The following is a 25,177-nucleotide window of genomic DNA, read 5'->3' on the forward strand; positions in this document are numbered from 1 at the left end:
TCCCGGCCGGATGCCGCGCGACCGGGTGCCGCCCGGCCGAAGCCGGCCCGGCCCGGCCCGGCCGGCACGACCCCGACCGGGCCGGGCGCGACACCCCTGCGGGGGTCCCTCACCGGGATCCGTACACCGGCAGCGGGGGCGGCGAGGAGGCGAGGAGTTTCACGGCGGCCTCGCCCGCCTCGGCGGGGGTCCACCGGGCCTCGCGGTCCGCCGTGGGGCCCGGGCGCCAGCCCTCCATGACCGTGATCCGCCCGCCCTCCACCTCGAAGACCCGGCCCGTGACCCCCGCCGAGCCCTCCGAGCCGAGCCAGACCACCAGCGGGGACACGTTCTCCGGCGCCATCGCGTCGAAGCCGCCCTCCTGCGGGGCGGCCATGGTCTCGGCGAAGGTCCGCTCCGTCATCCGGGTCCGTGCCGCGGGGGCGATCGCGTTGACCTGGACCCCGTACCGGCCCATCTCCGCGGCCGCGACCAGGGTCATGCCCAGGATCCCCGCCTTCGCTGCGCTGTAGTTGCCCTGCCCGACCGAGCCCAGCAGCCCGGCGCCCGAGGAGGTGTTGACCACCCGGGCCGCCACCGGCCGGCCGGCCTTCGCCTCCGCCCGCCACCACGCGGCGGCCGAGCGCAGCGGCAGGAAGTGCCCCTTCAGGTGCACCCGCATGACGGCGTCCCAGTCCTCCTCGTCCAGGTTGACGAGCATCCGGTCGCGCAGGAAGCCGGCGTTGTTGACCAGCGTGTCCAGCCGGCCGAACCGCGTCACCGCGCACTCCACCAGCGAGGCGGCCCCCTCGCCCGTGGCGATGTCCCCGCCGTGCGCCACGGCCTCGCCGCCGCGCGCCTGGATCTCGGCGACCACCCGTTGCGCCGGTCCGTCCGTGCCGGGTGCCCCGTCCAGGCCCACCCCCAGGTCGTTGACGACGACCTTCGCCCCTTCCGCCGCGAAGGCCAGCGCATGGGCCCGGCCCAGCCCCCGGCCCGCGCCCGTCACGACGACCACCCGTCCTTCGGCCATGCCCATCTCAGCTCTCCTTGTTCACGGTTGCCGCATCCAGAAACGCCGGCCGCTCGCCGCCGCCGTGCACCAGCAGACTCGCTCCGCTCACGTAGGCGGCCCGGTCGGAAGCGAGGAACACCGCCGCCTCCCCCACGTCCGCGGGCTCGGCCAGCCGCCCCAGCGGTACGGTCGCGCCCACCGCCGCGATCCCGGCCTCGTCCCCGTAGTGCAGGTGGGACAGCTCGGTCCGCACCATGCCCAGGACCAGCGAGTTCACCCGGACCTCGGGCGCCCACTCCACGGCCATGGACCGGGCCAGGTGCTCCAGTCCCGCCTTGGCGGCCCCGTACGCGGCCGTCCCGGGCGAGGGCCGCGTCCCGCTGACGCTGCCGATCATCAGCACCGAGCCCCGCGCCTCCCGCAGCCAGGGGTGAGCCAGCAGCGAGGCCGTCATCGGGGCGAGCAGGTTCAGTTCGAGGACCCGTGCGTGGCGCTGCGCCCCGCCCTCCCCCAGGGGCCGGTACGGGGTGCCGCCCGCGTTGTTGACCAGGCAGTCGAGCCTCCCGTAGCGGTGGGCGACCACGGCGAAGAACTCCTCCACGGCGGCGGGGTCGCGCAGGTCGACCGCGCTGAAGTGGGCCTGGCGGCCGCCCGCGGCCACGGGTCCGGCCGGCGGGCGGCGGGCGCATACGACCACGTCCGCGCCGGCCTCGAGGAACGACCGGGCGATGCCGGCGCCGACGCCCCGGGTTCCGCCGGTCACGACGGCGACCCTCCCGTCGAGCTCCATAGGCTGCTACCTTCCTCGCCTAACAAATGTTTGGTGGAAAGGTAGCTGATCCGGTCATGGGTGTCTCCACCGCACGCCCCGGCAAGGGCATCGCACGCGTCACGGTCGACTTCCCGCCCGTCAACGCACTGCCCGTGCGGGGCTGGTACGACCTCGCCGACGCCGTGCGCGCCGCCGGCCGCGACCCCGCGGTCCGGTGCGTGGTCCTGGCGGCCGAGGGCCGCGGCTTCAACGCGGGCGTCGACATCAAGGAGCTCCAGCGCGACACCGGCCACGGCGCCCTCCTCGGGGCCAACGGCGGCTGCTACGAGGCCTTCGCGGCCGTGTACGAGTGCGAGGTGCCGGTCGTCGCGGCCGTGCACGGCTTCTGCCTGGGCGGCGGCATCGGCCTCGTCGGCAACGCCGACGCGATCGTCGCCTCCGACGACGCCACGTTCGGCCTGCCGGAGCTGGACCGGGGCGCCCTCGGCGCGGCCACCCACCTGGCCCGTCTCGTCCCGCAGCACCTGATGCGCGCCCTCTACTACACCTCGCGCACCGCGACCGCCGCCGAACTGCACGCGCACGGCTCGGTGTGGAGAGTGGTCCCGCGCGCGGACCTGCAGTCCGCCGCGCTGGAGCTGGCCGCCGAGATCGCCCGCAAGGACGGCCGGCTGATCCGGCTGGCCAAGGCCGCCATCAACGGCATCGACCCCGTGGACGTGCGCCGCAGCTACCGCTTCGAGCAGGGCTTCACCTTCGAGGCCAACCTCAGCGGGGTGGCCGACCGGGTCCGCGACACCTTCGGGAAGGAACCGCGTCCATGACCGACAAGAGCATGACCCCGGAAGAGGTCGTCGGCCGGCTGCACAGCGGAATGACCCTCGGCATCGGCGGCTGGGGGTCCCGGCGCAAGCCCATGGCCCTGGTGAGAGCGCTGCTCAGGTCCGAGATCACCGACCTCACCGTGGTCGCGTACGGCGGCCCCGACGTGGGCCTGCTGGCCGCCGCCGGCCGCATCCGCCGGCTCGTCGCCCCCTTCGCGACCCTGGACTCCATCCCCCTGGAGCCGCACTTCCGGGCCGCCCGCGAGCGCGCCGCCTTCGCCCTCACCGAACTCGACGAAGCCATGTTCATGTGGGGCCTGCACGCCGCCGCCAACCGGCTGCCCTTCCTCCCCGTCCGCGCCGGCCTCGGCTCCGACGTGATGCGGGTCAACCCGCAGCTGCGCACCGTCACCTCCCCCTACGAGGACGGCGAGGAGTTCGTCGCCGTCCCCGCCCTGCGCCTGGACGCCGCCCTGGTCCACCTCAACCGGGCCGACCGGCTCGGCAACGGTCAGTACCTGGGCCCGGACCCCTACTTCGACGACCTGTTCTGCGAGGCCGCCGACGCCGCCTACGTCTCCTGCGAGCAGCTGGTGGAGACCGCCGAACTCGCCAAGGGCGGCCCCCCGCAGTCCCTCCTCGTCAGCCGGCACTCCGTCACCGGCGTGGTGGAGACCCCGGGCGGCGCCCACTTCACCTCCTGCGTCCCCGACTACGACCGCGACGAGGCCTTCCAGAAGCTCTACGCGACCACCCCCTGGCCCGAGTTCGCCGCCCGCTTCCTCTCCGGCGCGAGCGAGCACGACTACCGGTCCGCCGTCCGGACCTGGCACGAGGAGCAGCAGTGACCACCACGAGCGTCACCCGCGCCGAGTACTGCGTCGTCGCCTGCGCGGAGGCCTGGCGCGGCAACGGCGAGGTGCTGGCCAGCCCGATGGGCCTGATCCCTTCCTTCGGGGCCCGGCTCGCGAAGCACACCTTCTCCCCCGACCTGCTGCTGACCGACGGCGAAGCCCTGCTCGTCGGCCTCGACGGCACGACCGAGGGCTGGCTGCCGTACCGGCGGCACCTGACCATGGTCACGGGCGGCAAGCGCCACGTGATGATGGGCGCCGGCCAGATCGACCGGTTCGGGAACCAGAACATCTCCTGCATCGGGGACTGGGAGCGGCCGGCCCGACAGCTCCTCGGGGTCCGCGGAGCACCCGTCAACACGCTGAACAATCCGGTCAGTTACTGGGTGCCCAGGCATTCCACCCGGGTCTTCGTCGAGCGCGTCGACATGGTGAGCGGGGTCGGGCACGACCGGGCGGCCGAGGCCGGGGTGACCCGCTTCCACCGGCTCCCCCGGGTGGTCAGCGACCTCGGCGTGTTCGACTTCACCGGTCCCGGGCACAGCATGCGCCTCGTCTCGGTGCACCCCGGCGTGACCGTCGAGCAGGTCCGGGCGGCCACCGGCTTCGAGCTGGCCCTCGCCGGCGAGGTGCCGTACACGCGGGAGCCGAGCGACGGGGAACTGCGGCTGATCCGCGAGGTGATCGACCCCGGGGAGCTGCGCGACCGGGAAGTGCGGGGCTGATCCGATGCGGACGGCGTTCACGGAGCTGGTCGGGGTCGAACACCCGATCGTACAGACGGGCATGGGCTGGGTCGCCGGCCCCCGCCTGGTGGCGGGTGCGGCGAACGCGGGAGCACTCGGCATCCTGGCCTCGGCCACGATGACGCTGGAGCAGCTGCGGTCGGCGGTCCGCGAAGTCGCCTCCCGCGTCCCCGAGGGGACGCCCTTCGGGGTCAACCTGCGCGCGGACGCCGGGGACGCAGCCGAGCGCGCCCAGCTGATCATCGACGAGGGCGTACGGGTCGCCTCCTTCGCCCTCGCGCCGTCGCGGGAGCTGATCGGACGGCTCAAGGACGCGGGCGTGGTCGTCGTTCCGTCGGTCGGGGCCCGCCGGCACGCCGAGAAGGTGGCCGCCTGGGGGGCCGACGCGGTGATCGTGCAGGGCGGCGAGGGCGGGGGCCACACCGGGGACGTGGCGACGACGGTGCTGCTGCCCCAGGTCGTGGACGCCGTGGACGTGCCGGTGGTCGCGGCGGGCGGCTTCCACGACGGGCGGGGCCTGGTCGCGGCGCTCTCCTACGGGGCCGCGGGCATCGCCATGGGTACCCGGTTCCTGCTGACGTCCGACTCCACCGTCCCGGACGCCGTCAAGGCCCGGTACCTGGCCGCCGGGGTCAGGGACGTCACCGTCACCACGGCGGTCGACGGCCTGCCGCACCGGATGCTCCGCTCGGAACTGGTGGAGTCCCTGGAGCGGGCGGGCCGGGCCAGGGCGCTGCTGCGGGCGGTCCGGCACGCGGCGGGCTTCAAGAGGCTCTCGGGTCTGACCTGGTCGCGGATGGTGCGCGACGGCCTCGCGATGAAGCACGGCAAGGACCTGTCCTGGAGCCAGGTCCTGCTCGCCGCGAACACCCCCATGCTCCTGAAGGCGTCCATGGTCGAGGGCCGCACGGACCTCGGCGTCATGGCATCGGGCCAGGTCGCGGGCGTGATCGAGGATCTTCCGTCCTGTGCGGAGCTCGTCTCCCGCGTCATGGCCGACGCGCACACCGTGCTGCTGCACCTGGAACTGCTGAACCCTCCGCACTCGCTCGGCGCCCTGCCACCACCAGGGTGATCCCCCTTCTCCGCCACAGGAGTCGAAACCATGAGCCGTGCCCGAATCCGCCTGGCGACCGCGGTGCTCGCCGGCGCCCTCACCGTCGCGGGCCTGCCCGGCGCCCACGCCGCGGCGGCGCCCGGAGCCGGGGTCGCCGCCCGGCAGCCGCTGCGGCACCACGCCGGCGCGGAACCGATCGTCCGGATCCCCCTCCAGGGCGCCGTCAACGTCCGCGACCTGGGCGGCTACCGCACCTACACGGGGGGCCAGGTCCGCAGGGAGCTGGTCTACCGCGGTGACGCACTGAGCAAGCTGACCGCCGCGGACCTGGGCACCGTCGCCGGTCTGCGCCTCAAGAAGGTCGTGGACTTCCGCATCCCGATGGAGCTCCAGTACGACGGCCCCGACAAGCTGCCCGCGGGGCTCACCCCCACCGCGCGCCCGGTCAGCGACCTCGGCCTGTACGGCACCCTCGTGGGAGCCATCTCCAGCGGGGACCCCGTGAAGCAGGAGCAGATGCTCGGCGGCGGCAAGGCCGAGGCCTACATGCGCGACATCTACCGCACCTTCGTGACCGGCCCCGAGAACCGGGCCCAGTTCGCGGCGACCCTGCGGGAGATCGCCGACGGCGAGCAGGGGCCGCTGCTGTACCACTGCACGTCCGGGAAGGACCGTACGGGCTGGATGAGTTACGTGCTGCTGCGGGCCCTGGCGGTTCCCGAGGCCACGGCCGAGCAGGACTACCTGGCGTCGAACACCTTCCGTGCGGCGTACGACGCCCAGCTGCGGGCGGGGCTCAAGCAGTCCGGACGGATGCAGAACCCGGACCTGCTGATCCCGCTCCAGGAGGTCCGCCAGGACTACCTGGATGCGGCGACGGCCCGGATGGAGGCCGAGTACGGCGGCTTCTACGGCTACCTGACCGAGGGGCTGGGCCTGGACCTGCGGACCCTGGCCCGGCTGCAGGACAAGCTGGTCCGCTGACCGCGGCGGGCCCGGAACGGCGGAACGCCGGGTGGTGCGCAGTGCGCACCACCCGGCGTTCCCGTGTCCGCTGCCGTCAGACCGGGCGTCGGCGGCCCTGGCCGGCGCCGCCGACGCGGCTGCGGGCCGAAGCCGCCGCCGCACCGCCGGAGGAGCCTGCGCCCGTACGCCGGCCGCGCTCGCCGGAGCCGGCCGCAGCGGCGCCCTGGCCGCCCTGACCGCCCTGGCCGCGGCGCGGCTGGCCGGAACCCGCGGCGGGGGCCTGGCCGGCGGCGCCGCCGCCGGTACGGCGTCCGCGGCCGCCGGTGGCCGGTGCCGCGGCGGCGGCGGTGGAGCCGGTGCGCGGGCCGCCGGTGCGGCGCCGTCCGCCGCCGGAGCCGGAGCCGCCGCCCTGGCCGGCGGAACGCTGGCGCGGCGGGGTCGCCTGGGGGACTTCCAGGACCACGGGGACGCCCGAGGGCTCGCGGGCGCCGGTGAGGCGGGACAGCTCCGCGTCGGAGGACTTGATCTGCGCGGTGCGGGGGGAGATCCCGGCGTCCGACATGAGGCGGGTCATGTCCCGCTTCTGGTCGGGCAGCACGAGGGTGACCACGCTGCCGGACTCGCCGGCGCGGGCGGTCCGGCCGCCGCGGTGCAGGTAGTCCTTGTGGTCGGAGGGCGGGTCCACGTTGACGACGAGGTCGAGGTCGTCGATGTGGATGCCACGGGCGGCGACGTTCGTCGCGACGAGCGCGGTGACCTCGCCCGTCTTGAACCAGTCGAGGGTCCGGTTGCGCTGGGGCTGGGAGCGGCCGCCGTGCAGGCCGGAGGCGCGGACGCCGTCCGCGAGGAGCTTCTTGACCATGCGGTCGACCCCGCGCTTGGTGTCCACGAACATGATCACCCGGCCGTCGCGAGCGGCTATACGCGTCGCCACGGCCTTCTTGTCGGTCTCGTCCATGACGTACAGGACGTGGTGCTCCATGGTGGTGACCGCGCCGGCCGACGGGTCGACGGAGTGTCCGACCGGGTCGGTGAGGAACATCTTGACGAGCTTGTCGATGTTCTTGTCCAGCGTCGCGGAGAACAGCATGGTCTGGCCGCCGGCCGCGACCTGCTTGAGCAGCGCGGTGACCTGCGGCATGAAGCCCATGTCGGTCATCTGGTCGGCCTCGTCGAGGACCGTGATCCCGACCTGCGAGAGGTCGGCGTCGCCGCGGTCGATGAGGTCCTTCAGACGGCCGGGGGTGGCGACGAGCACCTCGGCGCCGCGGCGCAGGGCCCCGGACTGCCGGTTGATCGACATGCCGCCGACGACGGTCGCGATGCGCAGGTTGACGGCCGTGGCGTAGGGGGCCAGGGCGTCGGTCACCTGCTGCGCGAGCTCGCGGGTGGGTACGAGGACCATCGCGAGCGGTGACTTCGGCTGCGCGCGGCGGCCCGCGGTGCGGGCCAGCAGGGCCAGGCCGAAGGCCAGGGTCTTGCCGGAACCGGTGCGGCCGCGGCCGAGCAGGTCACGGCCGGCGAGGGAGTTCGGCAGCGTGGCGGCCTGGATGGGGAACGGCTGGGTGACGCCCTGGGCGGCGAGGGTCTTCAGCAGCGCCTCGGGCATGTCCATGTCCTCGAACGCTTCGACGGCCGGAAGGGCCGGGGTCAGCGGGTCGGGCATGGTGAACTCTTGGGGCCGGGCAACGGGGGCGGACTTCTGCCGTCCCGCGCCAGCCTTCGGACGTCCCTGGGCCGCTCCTCGGCCCCGGGTGGGGCGGCGGCTGGGTCGTGCGGAGCTGGAGCTGGTCATGCGGAAATGCCCTCCTGAAACCGGCAGGTACAACAAAAAGGTCGAGACAGCAGACAAGCCGGGGCCCGCACCTCGCGGTGCGGACCCCGGCAAGCTGAAGTACTTAGTTGGCGGGGAGGATGTTCTCCGCCTGGGGGCCCTTCTGGCCCTGGGTGACGTCGAAGGACACGCGCTGGCCCTCCTGGAGCTCACGGAAGCCCTGGGTGGCGATGTTCGAGTAGTGGGCGAAGACGTCCGGGCCGCCACCGTCCTGCTCGATGAAGCCGAAGCCCTTTTCCGAGTTGAACCACTTCACGGTGCCAAGTGCCATTTTAAATCTCCTGAATAGGCGGCAAAGGGCCCCATCCGGAGAGTCCGGCAAAACAATAAAAGCGCCTGAGGAAGCTTCCCGTCAGGCGCACATAAAGTTCATGGGTACCACAACTGCAACGCCTCAAAGCTAGCACATCTTGGCCGGGGAGCAACACTCCCGTCGTGTGATGTCACTCCCCCGAGGTACACGCGCGCGCCGTACAGCCCTTCCGGCGGGCCGTAGGGCGCGGCCCACCGGTGCCCTGCGCGGGTGCGTGGCGGGGCCGCTACAGCCGCTCGATGATCGTCACGTTGGCCTGGCCGCCGCCCTCGCACATGGTCTGGAGGCCGAACCGGCCGCCGGTCCGTTCCAGTTCGTGGAGGAGGGTGGTCATCAGCTTGACGCCGGTGGCGCCCAGCGGGTGCCCCAGGGCGATGGCGCCGCCGTTGACGTTGACCCGTTCGGGGTCCGCCCCGGTCTCCTTCAGCCAGGCGAGCACCACCGGCGCGAACGCCTCGTTGATCTCCACCAGGTCGATGTCGGCGGGCGACATGCCGGTCTTCTTCAGGGCGTACGCGGTGGCCGGGATGGGGGCCGACAGCATGCGGATGGGGTCCTCGCCGCGGACCGAGAGGTGGTGGATGCGGGCCCTGGGGCGCAGGTCGTGCTCGCGGACCGCCCGCCCGGAGGCGATCAGCAGGGCCGCCGCACCGTCCGAGACCTGGGAGGAGACGGCCGCCGTGATGGTGCCGCCCTCGACCACGGGCTTCAGGGACGCCATCTTCTCCAGGGTGGTGTCCCGGCGCGGGCCCTCGTCCGCCGTCACCTCCCCGTAGGCCACCGTCTCGCGCGCGAAGCGGCCCTCGTCGAGGGCGCGCAGGGCCCGCTCGTGCGACCGCAGGGCGAACTCCTCCATGGCGCGGCGGGTGATGCCCCACTTGCGTGCGATCAGCTCGGCGCCGTGGAACTGGTTGACGGGGGCGTCCCCGTACCGCGCCCGCCAGCCCGCGCTGCCCGCGTACGGGCCCTCCGTGAGGCCCAGCGGCTCGGCGGCCTGCCGGGAGGCGAAGGCGATCGGGATCATCGACATGTTCTGGGTGCCGCCCGCGACGACCAGGTCCTGGGTGCCGGAGAGCACCCCCTGGGCCGCGAAGTGCACCGCCTGCTGGGAGGAGCCGCACTGCCGGTCGACGGTGACCCCGGGCACCTCCTCGGGCAGGCCGGCCGCCAGCCACGCCGTCCGGGCGATGTCCCCCGCCTGCGGCCCGACCGTGTCGAGGCAGCCGAAGACCACGTCCTCCACGGCGGCCGGGTCCACCCCGGACCGCTCGACCAGTGCCTTCAGGACGTGGGCGCCCAGGTCGGCCGGGTGGACCGCGGACAGGCCGCCCTTGCGCCGCCCCACGGGGGTGCGGACCGCTTCGACGATGTAGGCCTCGGGCATCGGGACTCCTCGGATCGGGTCAGGTACGCAGGGCGATCCCGTCCAGGACCATCGACAGGTACTGGCGGGCGATCTCCTCGGGGCTGTGCTGTCCGCCCGGCCGGTACCAGGAGGCCGCCACCCATACCGTGTCGCGGACGAAGCGGTAGGTGAGGCGGACGTCGAGGTCGGCGCGGAACACCCGGGCGGCGACCCCCCGCTCCAGCGTGCCCAGCCAGGCCTTCTCGAACTTCTGCTGGGAGTCCGAGAGGTAGTGGAAGCGGGGCTGCGCGGAGAGGGTGCGGGCCTCCTTCTGGTAGATCGCGACGGCGGCGCGGTGCCGGTCGATCTCCCGGAAGGACTCGGTGACCAGGGCTTCGATGGTCTCCCGGGGTCCGAGACCGGCCGCGAGGACGGTGTCGTACCCCTCCCACAGCTCGGTCAGGAAGGCGGAGAGGATCTCGTCGAGCATCGATTCCTTGGAATCGAAGTGGTAGTAGAGACTGCCGGCGAGCATGCCGGCGGCGTCGGCGATCTTCCGGACGGTGGTGGCGTTGTAGCCCTGCGCGGCGAAGACCTCCGCGGCGGTGCTGAGGAGCTCTCTGCGGCGTTCGGGCGACGCGGTCACCTGGGGCTTCTTCTTGTTCGTCGGCACGCGCCCATTCTGGTGCTACGGGTGCTGGCTGCTGACCGAGACCGTCTCGCCGGTCATGTACGACGAGTACCCGCTGGCCAGGAAGACGATGACGTTGGCCACCTCCCAGGGCTCGGCGTACCGGCCGAAGGCCTCGCGGGCGGTCAGCTCGGCCAGCAGTTCCTCGCTGGTGACCTTCACCAGGTGCGGGTGCATGGCCAGGCTCGGCGCGACCGCGTTGACCCGTACGCCGAACTCCGCGGCCTCCAGGGCCGCGCAGCGGGTCAGCGCCATCACCCCGGCCTTCGCGGCGGCGTAGTGGGCCTGGCCCGTCTGGGCGCGCCAGCCGACGACGGAGGCGTTGTTGACGACGACTCCGCCGCGCCCCGAGGCCTTGAGCGAGCGCAGGGCGGCGCGGGTGCAGCGGAAGGTGCCGTTCAGGGTGACGTCGAGGACGCGCGACCACTGGGCGTCGGTCATGTCGACGAGCGCCGCGGTGCCGCCGAGGCCGGCGTTGTTGACGACGACGTCGAGGCCGCCGTGGAGCTGACCGGCGTAGGCGAAGAAGGCCTCCACCTGCTCCTCGTCGGTGACGTCGCAGACGAGGGAGGCGACGCGGCCGGCTCCGAATTCGGCGGCGAGCGCCTCCTCGGTCTCCTTGAGGCGGCGGGCGTGGGCGTCGCCGACGAGGACGCGGGCGCCCTCCTCCAGGAAGCGGCGTGCGGTGGCCCCGCCGATCCCGGCGCCGGCCGCGGCGGTGATGACGGCGGTACGGCCCTCCAGCAGGCGGTGGCCGGCCACGTACCGGGGCTCGTTCATGCGCACTCCTCGACGCTGCTCATGGCCGTACGTTAACCTACCAAACACTTGTTAGGGAAGCGTGGAGGGGGCGGGCACCTGATGGATCTGACCCAGACGGCGGAGGTGGCGGCCTTCCGGGCCGAGGCCCGGTCCTGGCTGGCCCGGCACGTGCCCGCCGCCCCCCTCCCCTCCCTGGAGACGGAGGCGGGCTTCGCGGCCCACCGGGAGTGGGAGGCGCTGCTGCACGCGGACCGCTGGGCGGTGGTGTCCTGGCCCGAGGAGTACGGCGGCCGGGGCGCGGACATCGTGCGGTGGCTGGTCTTCGAGGAGGAGTACTGGGCCGCGGGGGCGCCCGGCCGGGTCTCGCAGAACGGCATCAGCCTGCTCGCCCCGACCCTCTTCGACCATGCGACGGACGAGCAGCGGGCGCGGGTGCTGCCCTCCATGGCGAGCGGCGAAGTGGTCTGGGCCCAGGCCTGGTCCGAGCCGGAGGCGGGCTCCGACCTGGCCTCGCTGACCTCGCGGGCCGTGCGGACGGAGGGCGGCTGGCTGCTGTCCGGGCAGAAGACCTGGTCCTCCCGGGCGGCCTTCGCGGACCGCGCGTTCGGCATCTTCCGCACGGACCCGCAGGCCGCGAAACCGCACCAGGGGCTGACGTACCTGATGTTCGGCCTGCGGGCGCCGGGGGTGACGGTGCGGCCCATCGGCCGGCTGGACGGCAAACCGGCCTTCGCGGAGCTGTTCCTGGACGGGGTCTTCGTCCCGGACGAGGACGTGATCGGGCAGCCGGGCCAGGGCTGGCGGATCGCCATGTCGACCACCGGGAACGAGCGGGGGCTCACCCTGCGCTCCCCCGGCCGGTTCCTGGCGGCCGCGGACCGGCTCCGCGCGCTGTGGGAGACGGCCGGCGACCCCGCCGACACCGCGCTGCGGGACCGGGTGGCGGACGCGCTCGTGGGGGCCCGCGCCTACGAACTGTTCACCTGGGCCGGCGCCTCCCGCTTCGCGGAGGGCGGGACCGTCGGCGCCGAGTCGAGCCTGAACAAGGTGTTCTGGTCGGAGTACGACATCGCCCTGCACGAGACGGCCCTGGACCTGCTGGGACCGGAGGCGGAGCTCGCGGACGGCGCGTGGGCCGAGCCCTGGGTCTTCTCCCTGGCCGGGCCGATCTACGCCGGGACCAACGAGATCCAGCGCGACCTCATCGCCGAGCGGCTGCTCGGCCTCCCGAAGGGCCGCCGCTGATGCGCTTCCTGCCGACCGGCGAGCAGGCCGAGTTCGCCCGTACCCTGCGCTCCCTGCTGGCCGCCTCGGACGTCCCGGCAGCGGTACGGGCCTGGGCGGACGGCGACCTCGCACCGGGCCGGGCGCTCTGGTCGAGGCTCGCGGACACCGGCCTGACCGCGCTGGCCGCTCCGGAGGCCTACGACGGCGCCGGCCTGCTCCCGCTGGAGCTGTCCCTCGGCTTCGTGGAACTGGGCCGGGCCGGGGTGCCGGGGCCGGCGGTGGAGAGTGCGGCCGTCTCCGTACTGCTGTCGGAGCTGGGGGACGACGCGCTGGCGAAGCGGTTCCTGCCGGGCCTGGTCGCGGGCGGGGCCGCCGCCACGCTCACGCTGCCGGACGGGAGCCCGTACGCCCTGGACGCGGACGCCGCGGCGCACTGTTTCACGGTGTCGGCCGCGGGCGAGCTCCGGCTGGCCGGCGGACCGGGACGGCCGCGCGGCTCCACGGACCCCGCGCGCCGGCTCTCCCTCCCCGGGGCGGGCGGGGAACTGCTGGCGCACGGACCCCGGGTGGCGGAGGCTGCGCGGACGGCGGCGCGCTGGGCGCGGCTCCTGACGGCGGCCCAGTGCCTGGGAACGGGCGAGGCGTTGCTGTGGCGCACGGTGGAGTACGTGAAGCAGCGCACCCAGTTCGGGACGCCGGTCGGCGGCTTCCAGGCGGTCAAGCACCGGCTGGCCGACACCCTCCTGGACCTGGAGTTCGCCCGGCCGCTGGTCTGGGCGGCGGCGCTGTCGCCCGACCCGGGCGAGGTCGCGGCGGCCAAGCTGGCGGCGGGCGAGGCCTGCTACCGGGCGGCGATGACCGCCCTCCAGCTGCACGGCGCGGTCGGCTACACGGAGGAGCTGGACCTGTCCCTGTGGCTGCGCAAGGCCCGCCCCCTGCGCGACGCGTGGGGCACGCCGTCGCAGTGCCGGGCGGAGGTGGTGCGGGGGCTCGCGCTCGGGCAGCGGTGACGTGCGGCGGGAGCGGGTGCGGGGTCCGGGGCGGTGTCGCACCAGGGCGGTGTCGGACCCGGGGCGTCACAGCCGGGCGACGCTGAGGCTCACGACGTACTCCTCCTTGACCGTGCCGTCGGGGAAGCGCGGGGCCAGCAGCTCCCGTTCCGCGGCGAAGTACGCGCGGGTGCCGGCCTCGCCCAGCAGCAGGAAGGCGGAGTGGCTGGCGAGGTTGGCGAGGTGGTCGTCCAGGGTGACGCGCCGGGACCAGCGCAGGGAGCGGGTGGTGAACTCGCCGAGCCCCCGGGGCAGCGTGCGGAAGCTCTGCCCCTGCGCGCCGAAGAACACCCGGAGCCGTTCCTCCTGTTCGGCGATCCACGGGACGGCGGAGTCCGTGTCGTTCCACCAGATGGCGAGCGCGCCGCCGGGGCGCAGCACGCGGCGGGCCTCGGGGACGGAGCGGGCCGGGTCGGTCCAGTGCCAGGCCTGGGCGTAGGTGAGGAGGTCGAAGGCGCCGGTCGCCAGCGGCAGCCGGTCCCCGTCCCCGCGTACGAGCGGGAGCTGCGGGTTCGCCCGGCGGAACTCGGCGGCCATCCCGTCCCCGGGCTCCACGGCGACGACTTCGGCCCCGCGCTCGTGCAGCAGCGCGGTGGCGATCCCGGTGCCCGCTCCCACGTCGGCCACCCGCGCCCCGGCGAGCGGTCGTCCGGCGAGCCCCTCGACGGCGTCGAACAGGGCCGGGGGGTAGCCGGGCCGGTGGGCGCCGTACAGCGCGGCGGCGGAATCGAAGGACCGGGCGCGAGTCGTCATGCGGCCATTGTTTTCGATCACATCTGCCGGCACCAGTTCGTAGATGCCGTTCCGGATGTGATGGGATCCCCCGTGATCCGAACAGCCGCTCCGAACGACGAGTGACGAGCGGCGCGCGACGAGAACGAGGTAACGGGGAACATGCGAAGGACCATCACGGGGATGACGCTGGGTGCCGCGGTGGCGGTGCTGCTCACCGGCTGTGGGAGCGAGGACCCGAAGGCGGCCGTGGACGGCGGCAAGCCGTCAGCCGCGCCCTCGCCGTCCGCGACCCCGCCGGCCGGGAGTTCCTCCTCCGCGCCGGCCAAGTCCGGCGGCGCGACCCACCAGGTGACCCTGGAGGTCGGGGGCACGGGCAAGACGGCGATCATGTTCAGCGGCATCGGGAGCGGCTTCGAGCAGCAGACCCTGCCGTGGTCGAAGTCGGGCACGGCCGAACTCACCGCCGCGGAACAGAAGGTGGGCTACCTCGTGAACGTCGTGCCGGGCACGATCACGGGCGCCGGCGGCAAGCTCCAGCAGGCCCCCTGCAAGATCACGGTCGACGGCAGGACGGTCGCCGAGAGCGACGGGGTCACGACCACGAGGGGCTGCTCGTACACCATCAAGCAGTAGCCGCCCCCCTGGGCCGGGGCCGTGCCTTCGATGCAGGTGGGTGAGGCTCCCGGCCCGGCGGGGCCGTAGCGGCGGAGGCAGTGCGCCTGCTCCGTCGCAGGCGGACGCCGGTGCGCATCCGGCCGCCCCGCCACCCGGCCGCCCCTCGCCGGGCGGTCCCCCACCGGGCGGTACCTCACCGGGCCGTCGTCCCGCCGTCGACGGCGAACTCGGCGCCCGTCACGTACGAGGAGGCGTCCGAGCAGAGGAAGAGGACCAGCTCAGCGACCTCCTCCGGCCTGCCCATGCGGCCCAGCGGTACGTGCGACCAGTCCCGGCCCACGACCGCCCCGGCCACCATCGGGGTGTCGATGGCCCCCGGATGCACGGAGTTGACGCGGATCCGGTCCCCCGCCAGGTCCAGGGCCGCGGACCGGGTCAGCCCGCGCAGGGCGAACTTGGTGGAGCCGTAGGCCGCGTGGCCCGGTATCCCGGCCAGTCCGGCCGTCGAGGAGATGTTGACGATCGAGCCTCCCCCGGCCTCCCTCAGTACCGGTGCCACGGCCTGGATACCGAGGAAGGGGCCCAGCAGGTTGACGCGGAGCAGCGTCCGGAACTCCTCCAGGGTCTGGCGTTCCACGTGCGCGGTGCGCCACAGAGCCGCGTTGTTGACCAGCGCGGAGACCGTTCCGAAGGCACCTACGGCCCGCGCCACCACCTCGGCCCAGCTCCCCGGATCGGCCACGTCGTGCCGTACGTACAGGCCCTGGTCGCCGAGTTCCGCCGCCACCGCCCGGCCCTCGTCCTCCCGTACGTCCGTGACCACGACCCGGGCGCCCGCTCCTGCGCACAGCCGGGCCCCGGCCGCGCCCTGGCCGCGCCCGGCGCCGGTGATCAGGACGACCTTCCCGTCGAGGGAGACGGCCACGGATCCCACCCTTCCTGACACCGACGGATGCGTTTCTAATAGGCATACTTCTAGCAGTCACACCCTTGCGGGGAAAGGGGTCCCGCGCCCGCCGGTCGTAGACTGCGCGCGTGGCAGACGAGACGAACGGGCGCGCCGCCCTCCCCCCGACCGGCTGGGCGGTGCTCGGGCTGCTCTCGTTCGGCGAGGAGCTCTCCGGCTACGACCTGAAGAAGTGGTCCGACCGGTCGCTGCGCTTCTTCTACTGGAGCCCCTCCTTCAGCCAGATCTACAGCGAGCTCAAGCGCCTGGAACAGGCCGGTTACGCCACCTCCCGGACGGTCGCCCAGGAGACCGGCGTCCGCGACAAGCGGGTGTACCGGATCACCGGCGCCGGCCTGGCGGCCGTACGCGACTGGGCCCGCGAGACCCCGGCCGATCCTCCGGTCCTCAAGCACGGACCGATGCTGCGGCTGTGGCTGGGCCACCTCCTGGAGCCGGAGCAGATGCGCGAACTCCTGCTCCAACAGCAGGAGTTCGCCGAGTCCATGCGGTTGCGTGCGGTGGCCGGCGGGGCGGACGCCGAGGGCGGGGACGTCTGGGCGTACCCGGCGCTCACCCTCAGATGGGCCGAGCGGTACTACGCCTCCGAGCGCGACCTCGCGGCCGCCATGCTCGACGACTTCGACGCGCCGGCCGCCGGGCGCGGCGGGCGGCCGGGGCGGGGCACGCCGTGACGGGCAGTGCGATCAGCCTCCGCAAGGTCGAGGAGACGGCTCCGGCACTGGTGAGCCTGTACAAGAGCGCGGGTGCGTCGCTGCGCAGGCACGGCCTGGAGGGCGGGCGCGCCGCGGTGTACCTGGTGCTGGACCGTTCGGGTTCGATGCGCCCGTACTACGCGGACGGCACGGTGCAGGACTTCGCCGACCGGGTGCTGGGGCTGTCCGCGCACCTGGACGACGACGGCCGCGTCCCGGCGGTGTTCTTCTCCACCGACGTCGACGCCGTGGAGGAGATCCCGCTGCACGGCCACGAGGGGCGGGTCACCGCGATCTCCTCGCGCCTGGGCCACATGGGGAAGACGGCCTACCACGCGGCGATGGACGCCGTGATCGACCACTACCTGGACTCGGCCTCGGCCGCGCCCGCCCTGGTCGTCTTCCAGACGGACGGCGGGCCGGTCAGCCGCCTCGCGGCGGAGAAGTACCTGTGCAAAGCGGCCCGGCTGCCGCTCTTCTGGCAGTTCGTCGGTTTCGGCGACACGCACAGCACCCAGTTCGACTTCCTGCGCCGGCTGGACGAGCTGCCCGTCCCGGCCGGGCGGCCGGTGGACAACGCGGGGTACTTCCACGCCGGTCCGGACCCCCGCGCCCTGCCGGACGGCGAGCTGTACGACCGGCTGGTCGCGGAGTTCCCCCTCTGGCTGGCGGCGGCGCGCAGGGCGGGCATCGTGCGTGTCTGACCGGCTCCTCGCGGTGAGCGCGGGGGCTTGCCGCTTTGATGGGGCTATGACGACGAACAACTGGGCCGCGTTCGAGAAGGCGGAGCCGAAATTCGCGGAGGCCGTCCGGGCCCGCTTCGCGCAGTACCCGCACCACGTGCTGGCCACCCTCCGCAAGGACGGCTCCCCGCGGCTGGCCGGACTCAACGTCGACATCCGGGGCGGCGAGCTGTGGCTCGGGATGATGGCGGGCTCCATGAAGGCCAGGGACCTCCAGCACGACCCCCGTTTCGCCCTGCACACCAACCCCGGCGAGGGCGAGACGATGCCGGACGGGGACGTACGGATCTCCGGCCGGGCCGTGGAACTGGTGGACCCGCCGGAACTGCACCGGTACGCGGAGGAGACGGAGAGCCCGCACCCCTTCCACCTCTTCCACGCGGACCTGACCGAGGTCGTCCACGTCGGCGTCGACGGCGACGACCTGGTCATCCGCACCTGGACCCCGACAGGCGGCCTGCGCACCCTCCGCCGCGGCAACGACGACGAACCACCCCGCGAGGACCCGCCCGAGTCCCCCGCGCCCCCCACGGACCCGGCAGACCCCCCGACCGCCTGACGGCCCGGCCTCGCCGTGCGCCCTGCCGGGCGAGGCTCACGCCGCGTACGCCTGGTCCCTCCGGCCGCAGAAGGGGCTCAGCCCCGGCTCCGCACGTCCCTGACGAACGACACCCATGCGGCGGCCCGGAACGCGAGGACGGGGCCGTTGCCCGCCAGCTTGCTGTCGCGGACGGGGACGACACCGGGGAGGCTGTCGGAGACCTCTACGCAGTCGCCGCCGTCCCCGTTGCTGAACGAGGACTTCCGCCAGGACAAGCCGTTCACGTCTGCGCGCATGTCGCGTGCTCCTCAGCCACCGACTCGATCAAGGTCAGGGACACCTCCGGCGACAACGCGGCGGCCCTCGCAAGATCGTATGACCTCCAGTAACGCTGAACCAGAGCCGGATAGTCGAGCAGCTGCCCCGCATACGGGCCCTCCGTGTACGCCACGTCGGGTGCATCGGCGAACTGCATGATGCGCACCATCGAACCCACTGCTCCATGGGCACCGGCTGTGAACGGCACGACCTGCACAGTGATCCGGTGGGCGCGAACGTACGACGAGATGTGCCGCAACTGAGCCGCCATCACAGCAGGGCCGCCGACCACTGTCCGCAACACCGACTCGTGCAGGACCACCCACATCTGGGGGGTCTCCGGATCGGCGAGAAGCCGTGCGCGTTCGATGCGTGCCGCGACCAGGGCTTCGACGCGCTCGGCAAGCGCGGTCGGGCTGGCGGCCCGGATCACGGCCCGGGCGTAGTCCTCTGTCTGGAGCAGCCCAGGAACCAGCGTGCAGGCGTACTCGTACGTGGCCGTCGCAAGGCATTCCAACTCGGCCGCGGCGGCGAAGTACTCACTGTGCTTGGACTTGAACGCCCTGGCCAGCCGGAAGAAGTAGTCCCCCGTGTGCAGCTCCCGGTCGATGAGCTTGGCGATCTCGGGGCGCAGTCGACGCCGCCCGTTCTCCATCATCCCCACGTACGCCCCTGTGGCGAAGATCCGCTCGCCCAGCCCCTCCTGGGTCAGCCCCGCCGCCTCGCGCTTCCGCCGCAGTTCCTCGCGGGCGAACTCGTCCGGTGTCTGCGCCCCACCCTCGCCGTTCGGCTTGGCCATGAGCCCACTCCCCGCTTCCGCAATCCCCTTGCTCCGCGAAAAGCGTAGTCCTCACCCCCCGACCGGAACGGCGGAACGCATTGATACGACTACGGAACGCCACCGCGCCCGCCATCCCTGGTCGGGGACATGGCGGGCGCGGTGTCAGAGTCCCGTACGTCGTTGTACGGACCGTATGAGGGGTCTCCCCGGGGGGAGGGGTGACGGGGTTACACAGTCAGCGAGCGGTCCGTCGGCTTGACCGGGTAGGGGAGGGCGCTGGAGCCGGTCAGGAAGCGGTCCACCCCGCGGGCGGCCGAGCGGCCCTCCGCGATGGCCCAGACGATGAGCGACTGGCCGCGGCCCGCGTCGCCGGCGACGAAGACGCCGTCGACGTTGGTCGCGTAGGAGGCGTCGCGCTCGATGTTGCCGCGCGCGTCGAGGTCCAGGCCGAACTGCTGGACCAGGCCGTTCTCCTGGTCCGTGCCCGTGAAGCCCATCGCCAGGGTGACCAGCTGCGCGGGGAGGACGCGCTCGGTGCCGGGCTTCTGGACGAGCTTGCCTTCGACGAACTCCACCTCGACCAGGTGGAGGGCCTGGACGTTGCCGTCCTCGTCGCCCTCGAAGTGGGTGGTGGAGACGGAGTAGACCCGCTCGCCACCCTCCTCGTGCGCCGAGGTGACCTTGTAGAGCATCGGGAACGTCGGCCACGGCTGGCCGGTCGGCCGGTCCTCGGAGGGCTTCGGCATGATCTCCAGCTGGGTGACCGAGGCCGCGCCCTGGCGGTGGGCGGTGCCCACGCAGTCCGCGCCCGTGTCACCGCCGCCGATCACGACGACGTGCTTGCCCTCGGCCGTGATGGGGGGCGCCATGAAGTCGCCCTCCTGGACCTTGTTCGCGAGGGGGAGGTACTCCATCGCGAAGTGGATGCCCTTGAGGTCGCGGCCCGGGACCGGCAGGTCGCGGGAGACCGTCGCGCCCGCCGCGATGACCACGGCGTCGAACCGCTTGCGCAGGTCGGTGGCGGTGATGTCGCGGCCGACCTCGATGCCGGTGCGGAACTTGGTGCCCTCCGCGCGCATCTGCTCGATGCGGCGGTTGATGTGCACCTTCTCCATCTTGAACTCGGGGATGCCGTAGCGCAGCAGGCCGCCGATGCGGTCCGCGCGCTCGTACACGACCACGGTGTGGCCGGCCCGGGTCAGCTGCTGGGCGGCGGCCAGACCGGCCGGGCCGGAGCCGATGACGGCTGCCGTCTTGCCCGACAGGCGCTCGGGCGCCTGCGGGGTGACGTCGCCGTTGTCCCAGGCCTTGTCGATGATCGAGACTTCGACGTTCTTGATGGTCACGGCGGGCTGGTTGATGCCGAGCACGCACGCCGACTCGCAGGGGGCCGGGCACAGCCGCCCGGTGAACTCCGGGAAGTTGTTCGTCGCGTGCAGACGCTCCGACGCCGCGGCCCAGTCGTCGCGGTAGGCGAAGTCGTTCCACTCGGGGATCAGGTTCCCGAGCGGGCACCCGTTGTGACAGAACGGGATGCCGCAGTCCATGCAGCGCCCGGCCTGCTTGCTGATGATCGGCAGGAGCGAGCCCGGGACGTAGACCTCGTTCCAGTCCTTCAGCCGGTCGGCGACGGGACGGGAGCAGGCGGTCTCGCGCGCGGTGGTGAGGAAGCCCTTAGGGTCAGCCATTGATCGCCGCCTCCATCATCTTCTCGGTGGTCTCGGACTCCGAGAGTCCGGCCAGCTCAGCGGCATCCTTGGCGGCGAGCACTGCCTTGTACGTGGTCGGGATGATCTTGCTGAAGCGGTCCGCGGCGACGGACCAGTCAGCCAGGAGCTTCGCGGCCACGGTCGAGCCGGTCTCCTCCTCGTGGCGGCGCACCACACCGTGCAGCCACTGCTTGTCCGTGTCGGAGAGGGCCTCGACGGCTCCCGCGTTGCCGGCGTTGACGTTGTTCCGGTCGAGGTCGATGACGTACGCGATGCCGCCCGACATGCCGGCCGCGAAGTTGCGGCCCGTCTCGCCGAGGACGACCGCCTGGCCACCGGTCATGTACTCGCAGCCGTGGTCGCCCACGCCCTCCGAGACGACCAGGGCGCCGGAGTTGCGGACGCAGAAGCGTTCGCCGGTGCGGCCGCGCAGGAACATCTCGCCGCCGGTGGCTCCGTAGCCGATGGTGTTGCCGGCGATCGTCGAGTACTCGGCCAGGTGGTCGGCGCCGCGGTCGGGGCGGACCACGATCCGGCCGCCGGAGAGGCCCTTGCCGACGTAGTCGTTGGCGTCGCCCTCGAGGCGGAGGGTGATGCCCTTGGGCACGAAGGCGCCGAAGGACTGGCCGGCCGAACCGGTGAAGGTCAGGTCGATCGTGTCGTCGGGCAGGCCCGCGCCACCGAACTTCTTGGTGACCTCGTGGCCGAGCATGGTGCCGACGGTCCGGTTGATGTTGCGGATCGCGACCCGGGCGCGGACCGGCTGCGCCTCCTCGGCGGCGGTGGCGGCCAGCGCGTCGGCGGCGAGCTTGATCAGCTCGTTGTCGAGGGCCTTCTCCAGACCGTGGTCCTGCTCGATCAGGGCGTGGCGGACCGCGCCCTCGGGCAGCTCGGGCACGTAGAAGAGGGGCTCCAGGTCGAGACCCTGGGCCTTCCAGTGCGAGACGGCCTTGGTGGTGTCCAGCAGCTCGGCGTGGCCCACGGCCTCTTCGAGCGTACGGAAGCCCAGCTCGGCGAGGAGTTCGCGCACCTCCTCCGCGATGAACTCGAAGAAGTTCACGACGAACTCGGGCTTGCCGGAGAAGCGGTCGCGCAGGACCGGGTTCTGGGTGGCGATGCCGACCGGGCAGGTGTCCAGGTGACAGACGCGCATCATGACGCAGCCGGAGACGACGAGCGGCGCGGTCGCGAAACCGAACTCCTCGGCACCGAGCAGCGCGGCGATGACCACGTCGCGGCCGGTCTTGAGCTGACCGTCCGTCTGGACCACGATGCGGTCGCGCAGCCCGTTGAGCAGCAGGGTCTGCTGCGTCTCGGCGAGGCCGAGCTCCCAGGGGCCGCCCGCGTGCTTGAGCGAGGTGAGCGGGGAGGCGCCCGTGCCGCCGTCGTGGCCGGAGATCAGGACGACGTCCGCGTGGGCCTTGGAGACACCGGCGGCGACCGTTCCGACGCCGACCTCGGAGACCAGCTTCACGTGGATGCGGGCGACCGGGTTGGCGTTCTTGAGGTCGTGGATCAGCTGAGCCAGGTCCTCGATGGAGTAGATGTCGTGGTGCGGCGGCGGGGAGATCAGGCCGACGCCCGGGGTGGAGTGCCGGGTCCTGGCGACCCACGGGTACACCTTGTGGCCGGGCAGCTGGCCGCCCTCGCCGGGCTTGGCGCCCTGCGCCATCTTGATCTGGATGTCGTCCGCGTTGACCAGGTACTCGCTGGTGACGCCGAAGCGGCCGGAGGCGACCTGCTTGATGGACGAGCGGCGCGCCGGGTCGTACAGGCGGTCCGGGTCCTCGCCGCCCTCACCGGTGTTGGACTTGCCGCCCAGCTGGTTCATGGCGATGGCGAGGGTCTCGTGCGCCTCCTTGGAGATGGAGCCGTACGACATGGCGCCGGTGGAGAAGCGCTTGACGATCTCGGCGGCCGACTCGACCTCGTCGACCGGGATCGCCGGGCGCCCCCCGTCCTCGGCGGACTTGAAGCCGAAGAGCCCACGGAGGGTCATCAGCCGCTCGGACTGCTCGTTCACCCGCTCCGTGTACTGCTTGAAGATGTCGTACCGGCGGTTGCGGGTGGCGTGCTGGAGGCGGAAGACCGTCTCCGGGTCGAACAGGTGCGGCTCGCCCTCGCGACGCCACTGGTACTCGCCGCCGATCTCCAGGGCGCGGTGCGTGGCCGCGATGCCGGAGACCGGGTACGCCTTGGCGTGGCGCGCGGCCACCTCCTTGGCGATGACGTCCAGGCCGGCGCCGCCGATCTTGGTGGCGGTGCCGTTGAAGTAGGTCTCGACGAACTCGTCGTTCAGGCCGACGGCCTCGAAGACCTGAGCGCCGCGGTAGGAGGCGACGGTGGAGATGCCCATCTTGGACATGACCTTCAGGACGCCCTTGCCGAGCGCGTAGATCAGGTTCTTGATGGCCTGCTCCGGCTCCAGGCCGGAGAGGAAGGTACCGGCGCGCAGCAGGTCCTCGACGGACTCCATGGCGAGGTACGGGTTGACCGCGGCCGCGCCGTAGCCGATGAGCAGGGCGACGTGGTGGACCTCGCGGACGTCGCCGGCCTCGACCAGCAGGCCCACCTGGGTGCGCTGCTTGGTGGCGATGAGGTGGTGGTGCACCGCGGAGGTGAGCAGCAGCGACGGGATCGGCGCGTGCTCGGCGTCCGAGTGGCGGTCCGACAGGACGATGAGGCGGGCGCCGTTGGCGATGGCCGCGTCGGCCTCACCGCGGATCTCCTCGATACGGGCGGCCAGGGCCTCGCCGCCGCCGGAGACCCGGTAGAGGCCGGAGAGGGTGGCCGCCTTCATGCCCGGCATGTCGCCGTCGGCGTTGACGTGGATGAGCTTGGCCAGCTCGTCGTTGTCGATCACCGGGAAGGGCAGGGTGACGCTGCGGCAGGACGCGGCGGTCGGGTCCAGCAGGTTGCCCTGCGGGCCGAGGGAGGACAGCAGCGAGGTGACGAGCTCCTCGCGGATGGCGTCCAGCGGCGGGTTGGTGACCTGTGCGAAGAGCTGGGTGAAGTAGTCGAAGAGCAGCCGGGGGCGCTCGGACAGGGCCGCGATCGGGGAGTCCGTACCCATGGAGCCGAGCGGCTCGCCGCCGGTGCGGGCCATCGGCGCGAGGATGACGCGCAGTTCTTCCTCGGTGTAGCCGAAGGTCTGCTGGCGGCGGGTGACCGAGGCGTGGGTGTGCACGATGTGCTCGCGCTCGGGCAGGTCCGTCAGCTCGATCTCGCCGGTCTCCAGCCATTCCGCGTAGGGCGCGGCGCCGGCCAGCTCGGCCTTGATCTCGTCGTCCTCGATGATCCGCTTCTGCGCGGTGTCGACGAGGAACATCTTGCCGGGCTGCAGGCGGCCCTTGCGGACGACCTTGGCCGGGTCGATGTCGAGCACGCCGACCTCGGAGCCGAGGACGACGAGGCCGTCGTCGGTGACCCAGTAGCGGCCGGGGCGCAGACCGTTGCGGTCGAGGACCGCGCCGACCTGGGTGCCGTCGGTGAAGGTGACGCAGGCCGGGCCGTCCCAGGGCTCCATCTGCGTGGAGTGGTACTTGTAGAACGCGCGGCGGGCCGGGTCCATCGAGGTGTGGTTCTCCCACGCCTCCGGGATCATCATCAGCACGCTGTGCGGGAGGGACCGGCCGCCGAGGTGGAGCAGCTCCAGGACCTCGTCGAAGGAGGCCGAGTCGGAGGCGTCCGGGGTGCAGATCGGGAAGATCCGCTCCAGGGCGCCCTCGCCGAAGGCCTCGGAGGCCAGCTGGGACTCGCGGGCCTTCATCCAGTTGCGGTTGCCCTTGACCGTGTTGATCTCGCCGTTGTGCGCGACGAAGCGGTACGGGTGGGCGAGCGGCCAGGACGGGAAGGTGTTCGTCGAGAACCGCGAGTGGACCAGGGCGAGCGTCGATGCGAAGCGACGGTCGGAGAGGTCGGGGAAGAAGGGCTCCAGCTGGCCGGTGGTCAGCATGCCCTTGTAGACGAGGGTGCGGGCGGAGAGAGACGGGAAGTAGACCCCGGCCTCCCGCTCGGCGCGCTTGCGCAGCACGAAGGCCTTGCGGTCCAGCTCGATGCCGGTGCTCGCGCCGTCGGTGACGAACAGCTGCGAGAAGGCGGGCATCGTGGCGCGGGCGCCGTTGCCGAGCAGGTCCGGGGTGACCGGGACCTCGCGCCAGCCGAGGACCGTCAGGTTCTCCTGGGCGGCGACCGCCTCGATCTGCTCCACGGCGACGGCCTGTGCGGTGCCGTCGGCGGGGAGGAAGGCGATGCCGACGGCGTACGCGCCGGCCTCGGGGAGCTCGAAACCGGCCACCTCGCGCAGGAACGCGTCCGGCACCTGGCAGAGGATTCCGGCACCGTCGCCCGAGTCCGGCTCGGACCCGGTCGCGCCGCGGTGCTCGAGGTTCCGCAATACGGTCAGCGCCTGCTCGACCAGCGTGTGGCTGGCCTCGCCGCTGAGGTTGGCCACAAAGCCGACGCCGCAGGCGTCGTGCTCGTTGCGCGGGTCGTACATGCCCTGCTGGGCGGGGCGACCGTCCATGGGCGACCAGGCGGTGTTGCTGAGGCCGGTCGCGGAGTGCGTGGATGCGGAACGCATCGGCTCTCCCGTCGTCGTCGTGGCATATGTGCATAGCCGAGGGACGACGTTGGCCCT

At 72.7% G+C, this 25,177-nt stretch carries 24 protein-coding genes; 11 read left to right on the plus strand and 13 right to left on the minus strand.

Going from position 1 to position 25,177, the window contains the following annotated elements:
- Positions 1–109 precede the first annotated feature (109 nt).
- Both ACFWUZ_RS07440 and ACFWUZ_RS07445 read right to left on the minus strand, forming a co-directional pair.
- Positions 110–1,018, minus strand: a complete 909-nt coding sequence (locus ACFWUZ_RS07440) for an SDR family oxidoreductase (protein WP_384368552.1) — start codon at positions 1,016–1,018, stop codon at positions 110–112.
- Between the two features lies 1 nt (position 1,019).
- Positions 1,020–1,784: an SDR family oxidoreductase gene (locus tag ACFWUZ_RS07445; protein WP_384368555.1), complete on the minus strand. Its 765-nt coding sequence runs from the start codon at positions 1,782–1,784 to the stop codon at positions 1,020–1,022.
- A gap of 56 nt (positions 1,785–1,840) precedes the next feature.
- Between ACFWUZ_RS07445 and ACFWUZ_RS07450 the strand changes: the two genes are divergently transcribed.
- From ACFWUZ_RS07450 to ACFWUZ_RS07470, 5 genes are read left to right on the plus strand one after another with little or no spacing between them, the layout of a single operon-like run.
- Positions 1,841–2,590: an enoyl-CoA hydratase family protein gene (locus ACFWUZ_RS07450; protein ID WP_384368558.1), complete on the plus strand. Its 750-nt coding sequence runs from the start codon at positions 1,841–1,843 to the stop codon at positions 2,588–2,590.
- A complete protein-coding gene (locus ACFWUZ_RS07455; RefSeq protein ID WP_384368561.1) occupies positions 2,587–3,438 on the plus strand; it encodes a CoA transferase subunit A in 852 nt (283 codons plus the stop codon). The genes ACFWUZ_RS07450 and ACFWUZ_RS07455 overlap by 4 nt, the downstream gene beginning before the upstream one ends.
- On the plus strand, positions 3,435–4,169 hold the full coding sequence (locus ACFWUZ_RS07460) for a CoA-transferase subunit beta (protein ID WP_384368564.1): 735 nt from the start codon (positions 3,435–3,437) through the stop codon (positions 4,167–4,169). Before ACFWUZ_RS07455 ends, ACFWUZ_RS07460 begins: the two co-directional genes overlap by 4 nt.
- Positions 4,170–4,173: 4 nt before the next feature.
- The gene (locus tag ACFWUZ_RS07465) at positions 4,174–5,265 is read left to right on the plus strand and encodes an NAD(P)H-dependent flavin oxidoreductase (protein ID WP_384368567.1); all 1,092 of its coding nucleotides are present in this window, start codon (positions 4,174–4,176) and stop codon (positions 5,263–5,265) included.
- Between the two features lie 30 nt (positions 5,266–5,295).
- A complete protein-coding gene (locus ACFWUZ_RS07470) occupies positions 5,296–6,231 on the plus strand; it encodes a tyrosine-protein phosphatase (protein ID WP_384368570.1) in 936 nt (311 codons plus the stop codon).
- A gap of 76 nt (positions 6,232–6,307) precedes the next feature.
- Here the strand turns inward: ACFWUZ_RS07470 and ACFWUZ_RS07475 are convergent, their stop codons facing one another.
- The 5 genes from ACFWUZ_RS07475 to ACFWUZ_RS07495 form a co-directional block, all read right to left on the minus strand.
- Positions 6,308–8,008: a DEAD/DEAH box helicase gene (locus ACFWUZ_RS07475; protein WP_384368573.1), complete on the minus strand. Its 1,701-nt coding sequence runs from the start codon at positions 8,006–8,008 to the stop codon at positions 6,308–6,310.
- Between the two features lie 103 nt (positions 8,009–8,111).
- Positions 8,112–8,318 (minus strand): cold-shock protein, encoded by a 207-nt coding sequence (locus ACFWUZ_RS07480; protein ID WP_030707191.1) that lies wholly within the window; start codon positions 8,316–8,318, stop codon positions 8,112–8,114.
- A gap of 268 nt (positions 8,319–8,586) precedes the next feature.
- Positions 8,587–9,744 (minus strand): acetyl-CoA C-acetyltransferase, encoded by a 1,158-nt coding sequence (locus ACFWUZ_RS07485; RefSeq protein ID WP_384368576.1) that lies wholly within the window; start codon positions 9,742–9,744, stop codon positions 8,587–8,589.
- Positions 9,745–9,763: 19 nt separating this feature from the next.
- A complete protein-coding gene (locus ACFWUZ_RS07490) occupies positions 9,764–10,378 on the minus strand; it encodes a TetR/AcrR family transcriptional regulator (RefSeq protein ID WP_384368579.1) in 615 nt (204 codons plus the stop codon).
- 15 nt (positions 10,379–10,393) lie between these two features.
- The gene (locus ACFWUZ_RS07495; RefSeq protein WP_384368582.1) at positions 10,394–11,176 is read right to left on the minus strand and encodes an SDR family oxidoreductase; all 783 of its coding nucleotides are present in this window, start codon (positions 11,174–11,176) and stop codon (positions 10,394–10,396) included.
- An 81-nt stretch (positions 11,177–11,257) separates the two neighbouring features.
- Here ACFWUZ_RS07495 and ACFWUZ_RS07500 point away from each other — a divergent pair, with 81 nt between their 5' ends.
- Together ACFWUZ_RS07500 and ACFWUZ_RS07505 are read left to right on the plus strand one after the other, a co-directional pair.
- Positions 11,258–12,403 carry an acyl-CoA dehydrogenase family protein gene (locus ACFWUZ_RS07500; RefSeq protein WP_384368585.1) on the plus strand — a complete coding sequence of 382 codons (1,146 nt, stop codon included), beginning with the start codon at positions 11,258–11,260 and terminating at the stop codon, positions 12,401–12,403.
- Positions 12,403–13,395, plus strand: coding sequence for an acyl-CoA dehydrogenase family protein (locus tag ACFWUZ_RS07505; RefSeq protein ID WP_384368588.1), 993 nt, complete (start codon positions 12,403–12,405; stop codon positions 13,393–13,395). The genes ACFWUZ_RS07500 and ACFWUZ_RS07505 overlap by 1 nt, the downstream gene beginning before the upstream one ends.
- A 66-nt stretch (positions 13,396–13,461) precedes the next feature.
- On the opposite strand, the gene ACFWUZ_RS07510 is transcribed toward ACFWUZ_RS07505, so the two are convergent.
- Complete coding sequence (locus ACFWUZ_RS07510) at positions 13,462–14,187, minus strand: class I SAM-dependent methyltransferase (protein ID WP_384368591.1); 726 nt, start codon at positions 14,185–14,187, stop codon at positions 13,462–13,464.
- Positions 14,188–14,349: 162 nt separating this feature from the next.
- Here ACFWUZ_RS07510 and ACFWUZ_RS07515 point away from each other — a divergent pair, with 162 nt between their 5' ends.
- Positions 14,350–14,802, plus strand: coding sequence for a hypothetical protein (locus ACFWUZ_RS07515; RefSeq protein ID WP_384368594.1), 453 nt, complete (start codon positions 14,350–14,352; stop codon positions 14,800–14,802).
- Positions 14,803–14,977: 175 nt separating this feature from the next.
- Here the strand turns inward: ACFWUZ_RS07515 and ACFWUZ_RS07520 are convergent, their stop codons facing one another.
- A complete protein-coding gene (locus tag ACFWUZ_RS07520; protein ID WP_384368597.1) occupies positions 14,978–15,709 on the minus strand; it encodes a glucose 1-dehydrogenase in 732 nt (243 codons plus the stop codon).
- Positions 15,710–15,819: 110 nt separating this feature from the next.
- Here ACFWUZ_RS07520 and ACFWUZ_RS07525 point away from each other — a divergent pair, with 110 nt between their 5' ends.
- From ACFWUZ_RS07525 to ACFWUZ_RS07535, 3 genes are read left to right on the plus strand one after another with little or no spacing between them, the layout of a single operon-like run.
- Positions 15,820–16,425, plus strand: coding sequence for a PadR family transcriptional regulator (locus tag ACFWUZ_RS07525; protein WP_384368600.1), 606 nt, complete (start codon positions 15,820–15,822; stop codon positions 16,423–16,425).
- Positions 16,422–17,150, plus strand: coding sequence for a VWA domain-containing protein (locus ACFWUZ_RS07530; RefSeq protein ID WP_384368603.1), 729 nt, complete (start codon positions 16,422–16,424; stop codon positions 17,148–17,150). Before ACFWUZ_RS07525 ends, ACFWUZ_RS07530 begins: the two co-directional genes overlap by 4 nt.
- A 46-nt stretch (positions 17,151–17,196) precedes the next feature.
- Positions 17,197–17,748, plus strand: a complete 552-nt coding sequence (locus tag ACFWUZ_RS07535; protein WP_384368606.1) for a pyridoxamine 5'-phosphate oxidase family protein — start codon at positions 17,197–17,199, stop codon at positions 17,746–17,748.
- Between the two features lie 77 nt (positions 17,749–17,825).
- Here ACFWUZ_RS07535 and ACFWUZ_RS07540 read toward each other — a convergent pair whose 3' ends face one another.
- The 4 genes from ACFWUZ_RS07540 to gltB all read right to left on the minus strand — a co-directional run bounded on the left by ACFWUZ_RS07540 (position 17,826) and on the right by gltB (position 25,063).
- On the minus strand, positions 17,826–18,026 hold the full coding sequence (locus ACFWUZ_RS07540; RefSeq protein ID WP_384368609.1) for a DUF397 domain-containing protein: 201 nt from the start codon (positions 18,024–18,026) through the stop codon (positions 17,826–17,828).
- A complete protein-coding gene (locus ACFWUZ_RS07545) occupies positions 18,011–18,847 on the minus strand; it encodes a helix-turn-helix transcriptional regulator (protein ID WP_384368612.1) in 837 nt (278 codons plus the stop codon). Before ACFWUZ_RS07545 ends, ACFWUZ_RS07540 begins: the two co-directional genes overlap by 16 nt.
- Before the next feature lie 209 nt (positions 18,848–19,056).
- Complete coding sequence (locus tag ACFWUZ_RS07550; RefSeq protein WP_384368615.1) at positions 19,057–20,517, minus strand: glutamate synthase subunit beta; 1,461 nt, start codon at positions 20,515–20,517, stop codon at positions 19,057–19,059.
- Positions 20,510–25,063 (minus strand): glutamate synthase large subunit, encoded by a 4,554-nt coding sequence (gene gltB, locus ACFWUZ_RS07555; RefSeq protein ID WP_384368872.1) that lies wholly within the window; start codon positions 25,061–25,063, stop codon positions 20,510–20,512. The genes ACFWUZ_RS07550 and gltB overlap by 8 nt, the downstream gene beginning before the upstream one ends.
- Between the last annotated feature and the right edge of the window lie 114 nt (positions 25,064–25,177).

This window comes from Streptomyces sp. NPDC058646, from assembly GCF_042716875.1.
Lineage (GTDB): Bacteria > Actinomycetota > Actinomycetes > Streptomycetales > Streptomycetaceae > Streptomyces.

Coding starts and splice junctions, on each gene's coding strand:
- ACFWUZ_RS07445 (WP_384368555.1), bottom strand. CDS start 1,784: ATGGAGCTCGACGGGAGGGTCGCCGTCGTGACCGGCGGAACCCGGGGC.
- ACFWUZ_RS07535 (WP_384368606.1), top strand. CDS start 17,197: ATGACGACGAACAACTGGGCCGCGTTCGAGAAGGCGGAGCCGAAATTC.
- ACFWUZ_RS07515 (WP_384368594.1), top strand. CDS start 14,350: ATGACGCTGGGTGCCGCGGTGGCGGTGCTGCTCACCGGCTGTGGGAGC.
- ACFWUZ_RS07455 (WP_384368561.1), top strand. CDS start 2,587: ATGACCGACAAGAGCATGACCCCGGAAGAGGTCGTCGGCCGGCTGCAC.
- ACFWUZ_RS07470 (WP_384368570.1), top strand. CDS start 5,296: ATGAGCCGTGCCCGAATCCGCCTGGCGACCGCGGTGCTCGCCGGCGCC.
- ACFWUZ_RS07440 (WP_384368552.1), bottom strand. CDS start 1,018: ATGGGCATGGCCGAAGGACGGGTGGTCGTCGTGACGGGCGCGGGCCGG.
- ACFWUZ_RS07550 (WP_384368615.1), bottom strand. CDS start 20,517: ATGGCTGACCCTAAGGGCTTCCTCACCACCGCGCGCGAGACCGCCTGC.
- ACFWUZ_RS07465 (WP_384368567.1), top strand. CDS start 4,174: ATGCGGACGGCGTTCACGGAGCTGGTCGGGGTCGAACACCCGATCGTA.
- ACFWUZ_RS07480 (WP_030707191.1), bottom strand. CDS start 8,318: ATGGCACTTGGCACCGTGAAGTGGTTCAACTCGGAAAAGGGCTTCGGC.
- ACFWUZ_RS07505 (WP_384368588.1), top strand. CDS start 12,403: ATGCGCTTCCTGCCGACCGGCGAGCAGGCCGAGTTCGCCCGTACCCTG.
- ACFWUZ_RS07495 (WP_384368582.1), bottom strand. CDS start 11,176: ATGAACGAGCCCCGGTACGTGGCCGGCCACCGCCTGCTGGAGGGCCGT.
- ACFWUZ_RS07485 (WP_384368576.1), bottom strand. CDS start 9,744: ATGCCCGAGGCCTACATCGTCGAAGCGGTCCGCACCCCCGTGGGGCGG.
- ACFWUZ_RS07510 (WP_384368591.1), bottom strand. CDS start 14,187: ATGACGACTCGCGCCCGGTCCTTCGATTCCGCCGCCGCGCTGTACGGC.
- ACFWUZ_RS07475 (WP_384368573.1), bottom strand. CDS start 8,008: ATGACCAGCTCCAGCTCCGCACGACCCAGCCGCCGCCCCACCCGGGGC.
- ACFWUZ_RS07540 (WP_384368609.1), bottom strand. CDS start 18,026: ATGCGCGCAGACGTGAACGGCTTGTCCTGGCGGAAGTCCTCGTTCAGC.
- ACFWUZ_RS07500 (WP_384368585.1), top strand. CDS start 11,258: ATGGATCTGACCCAGACGGCGGAGGTGGCGGCCTTCCGGGCCGAGGCC.
- ACFWUZ_RS07450 (WP_384368558.1), top strand. CDS start 1,841: ATGGGTGTCTCCACCGCACGCCCCGGCAAGGGCATCGCACGCGTCACG.
- gltB (WP_384368872.1), bottom strand. CDS start 25,063: ATGGACGGTCGCCCCGCCCAGCAGGGCATGTACGACCCGCGCAACGAG.
- ACFWUZ_RS07545 (WP_384368612.1), bottom strand. CDS start 18,847: ATGGCCAAGCCGAACGGCGAGGGTGGGGCGCAGACACCGGACGAGTTC.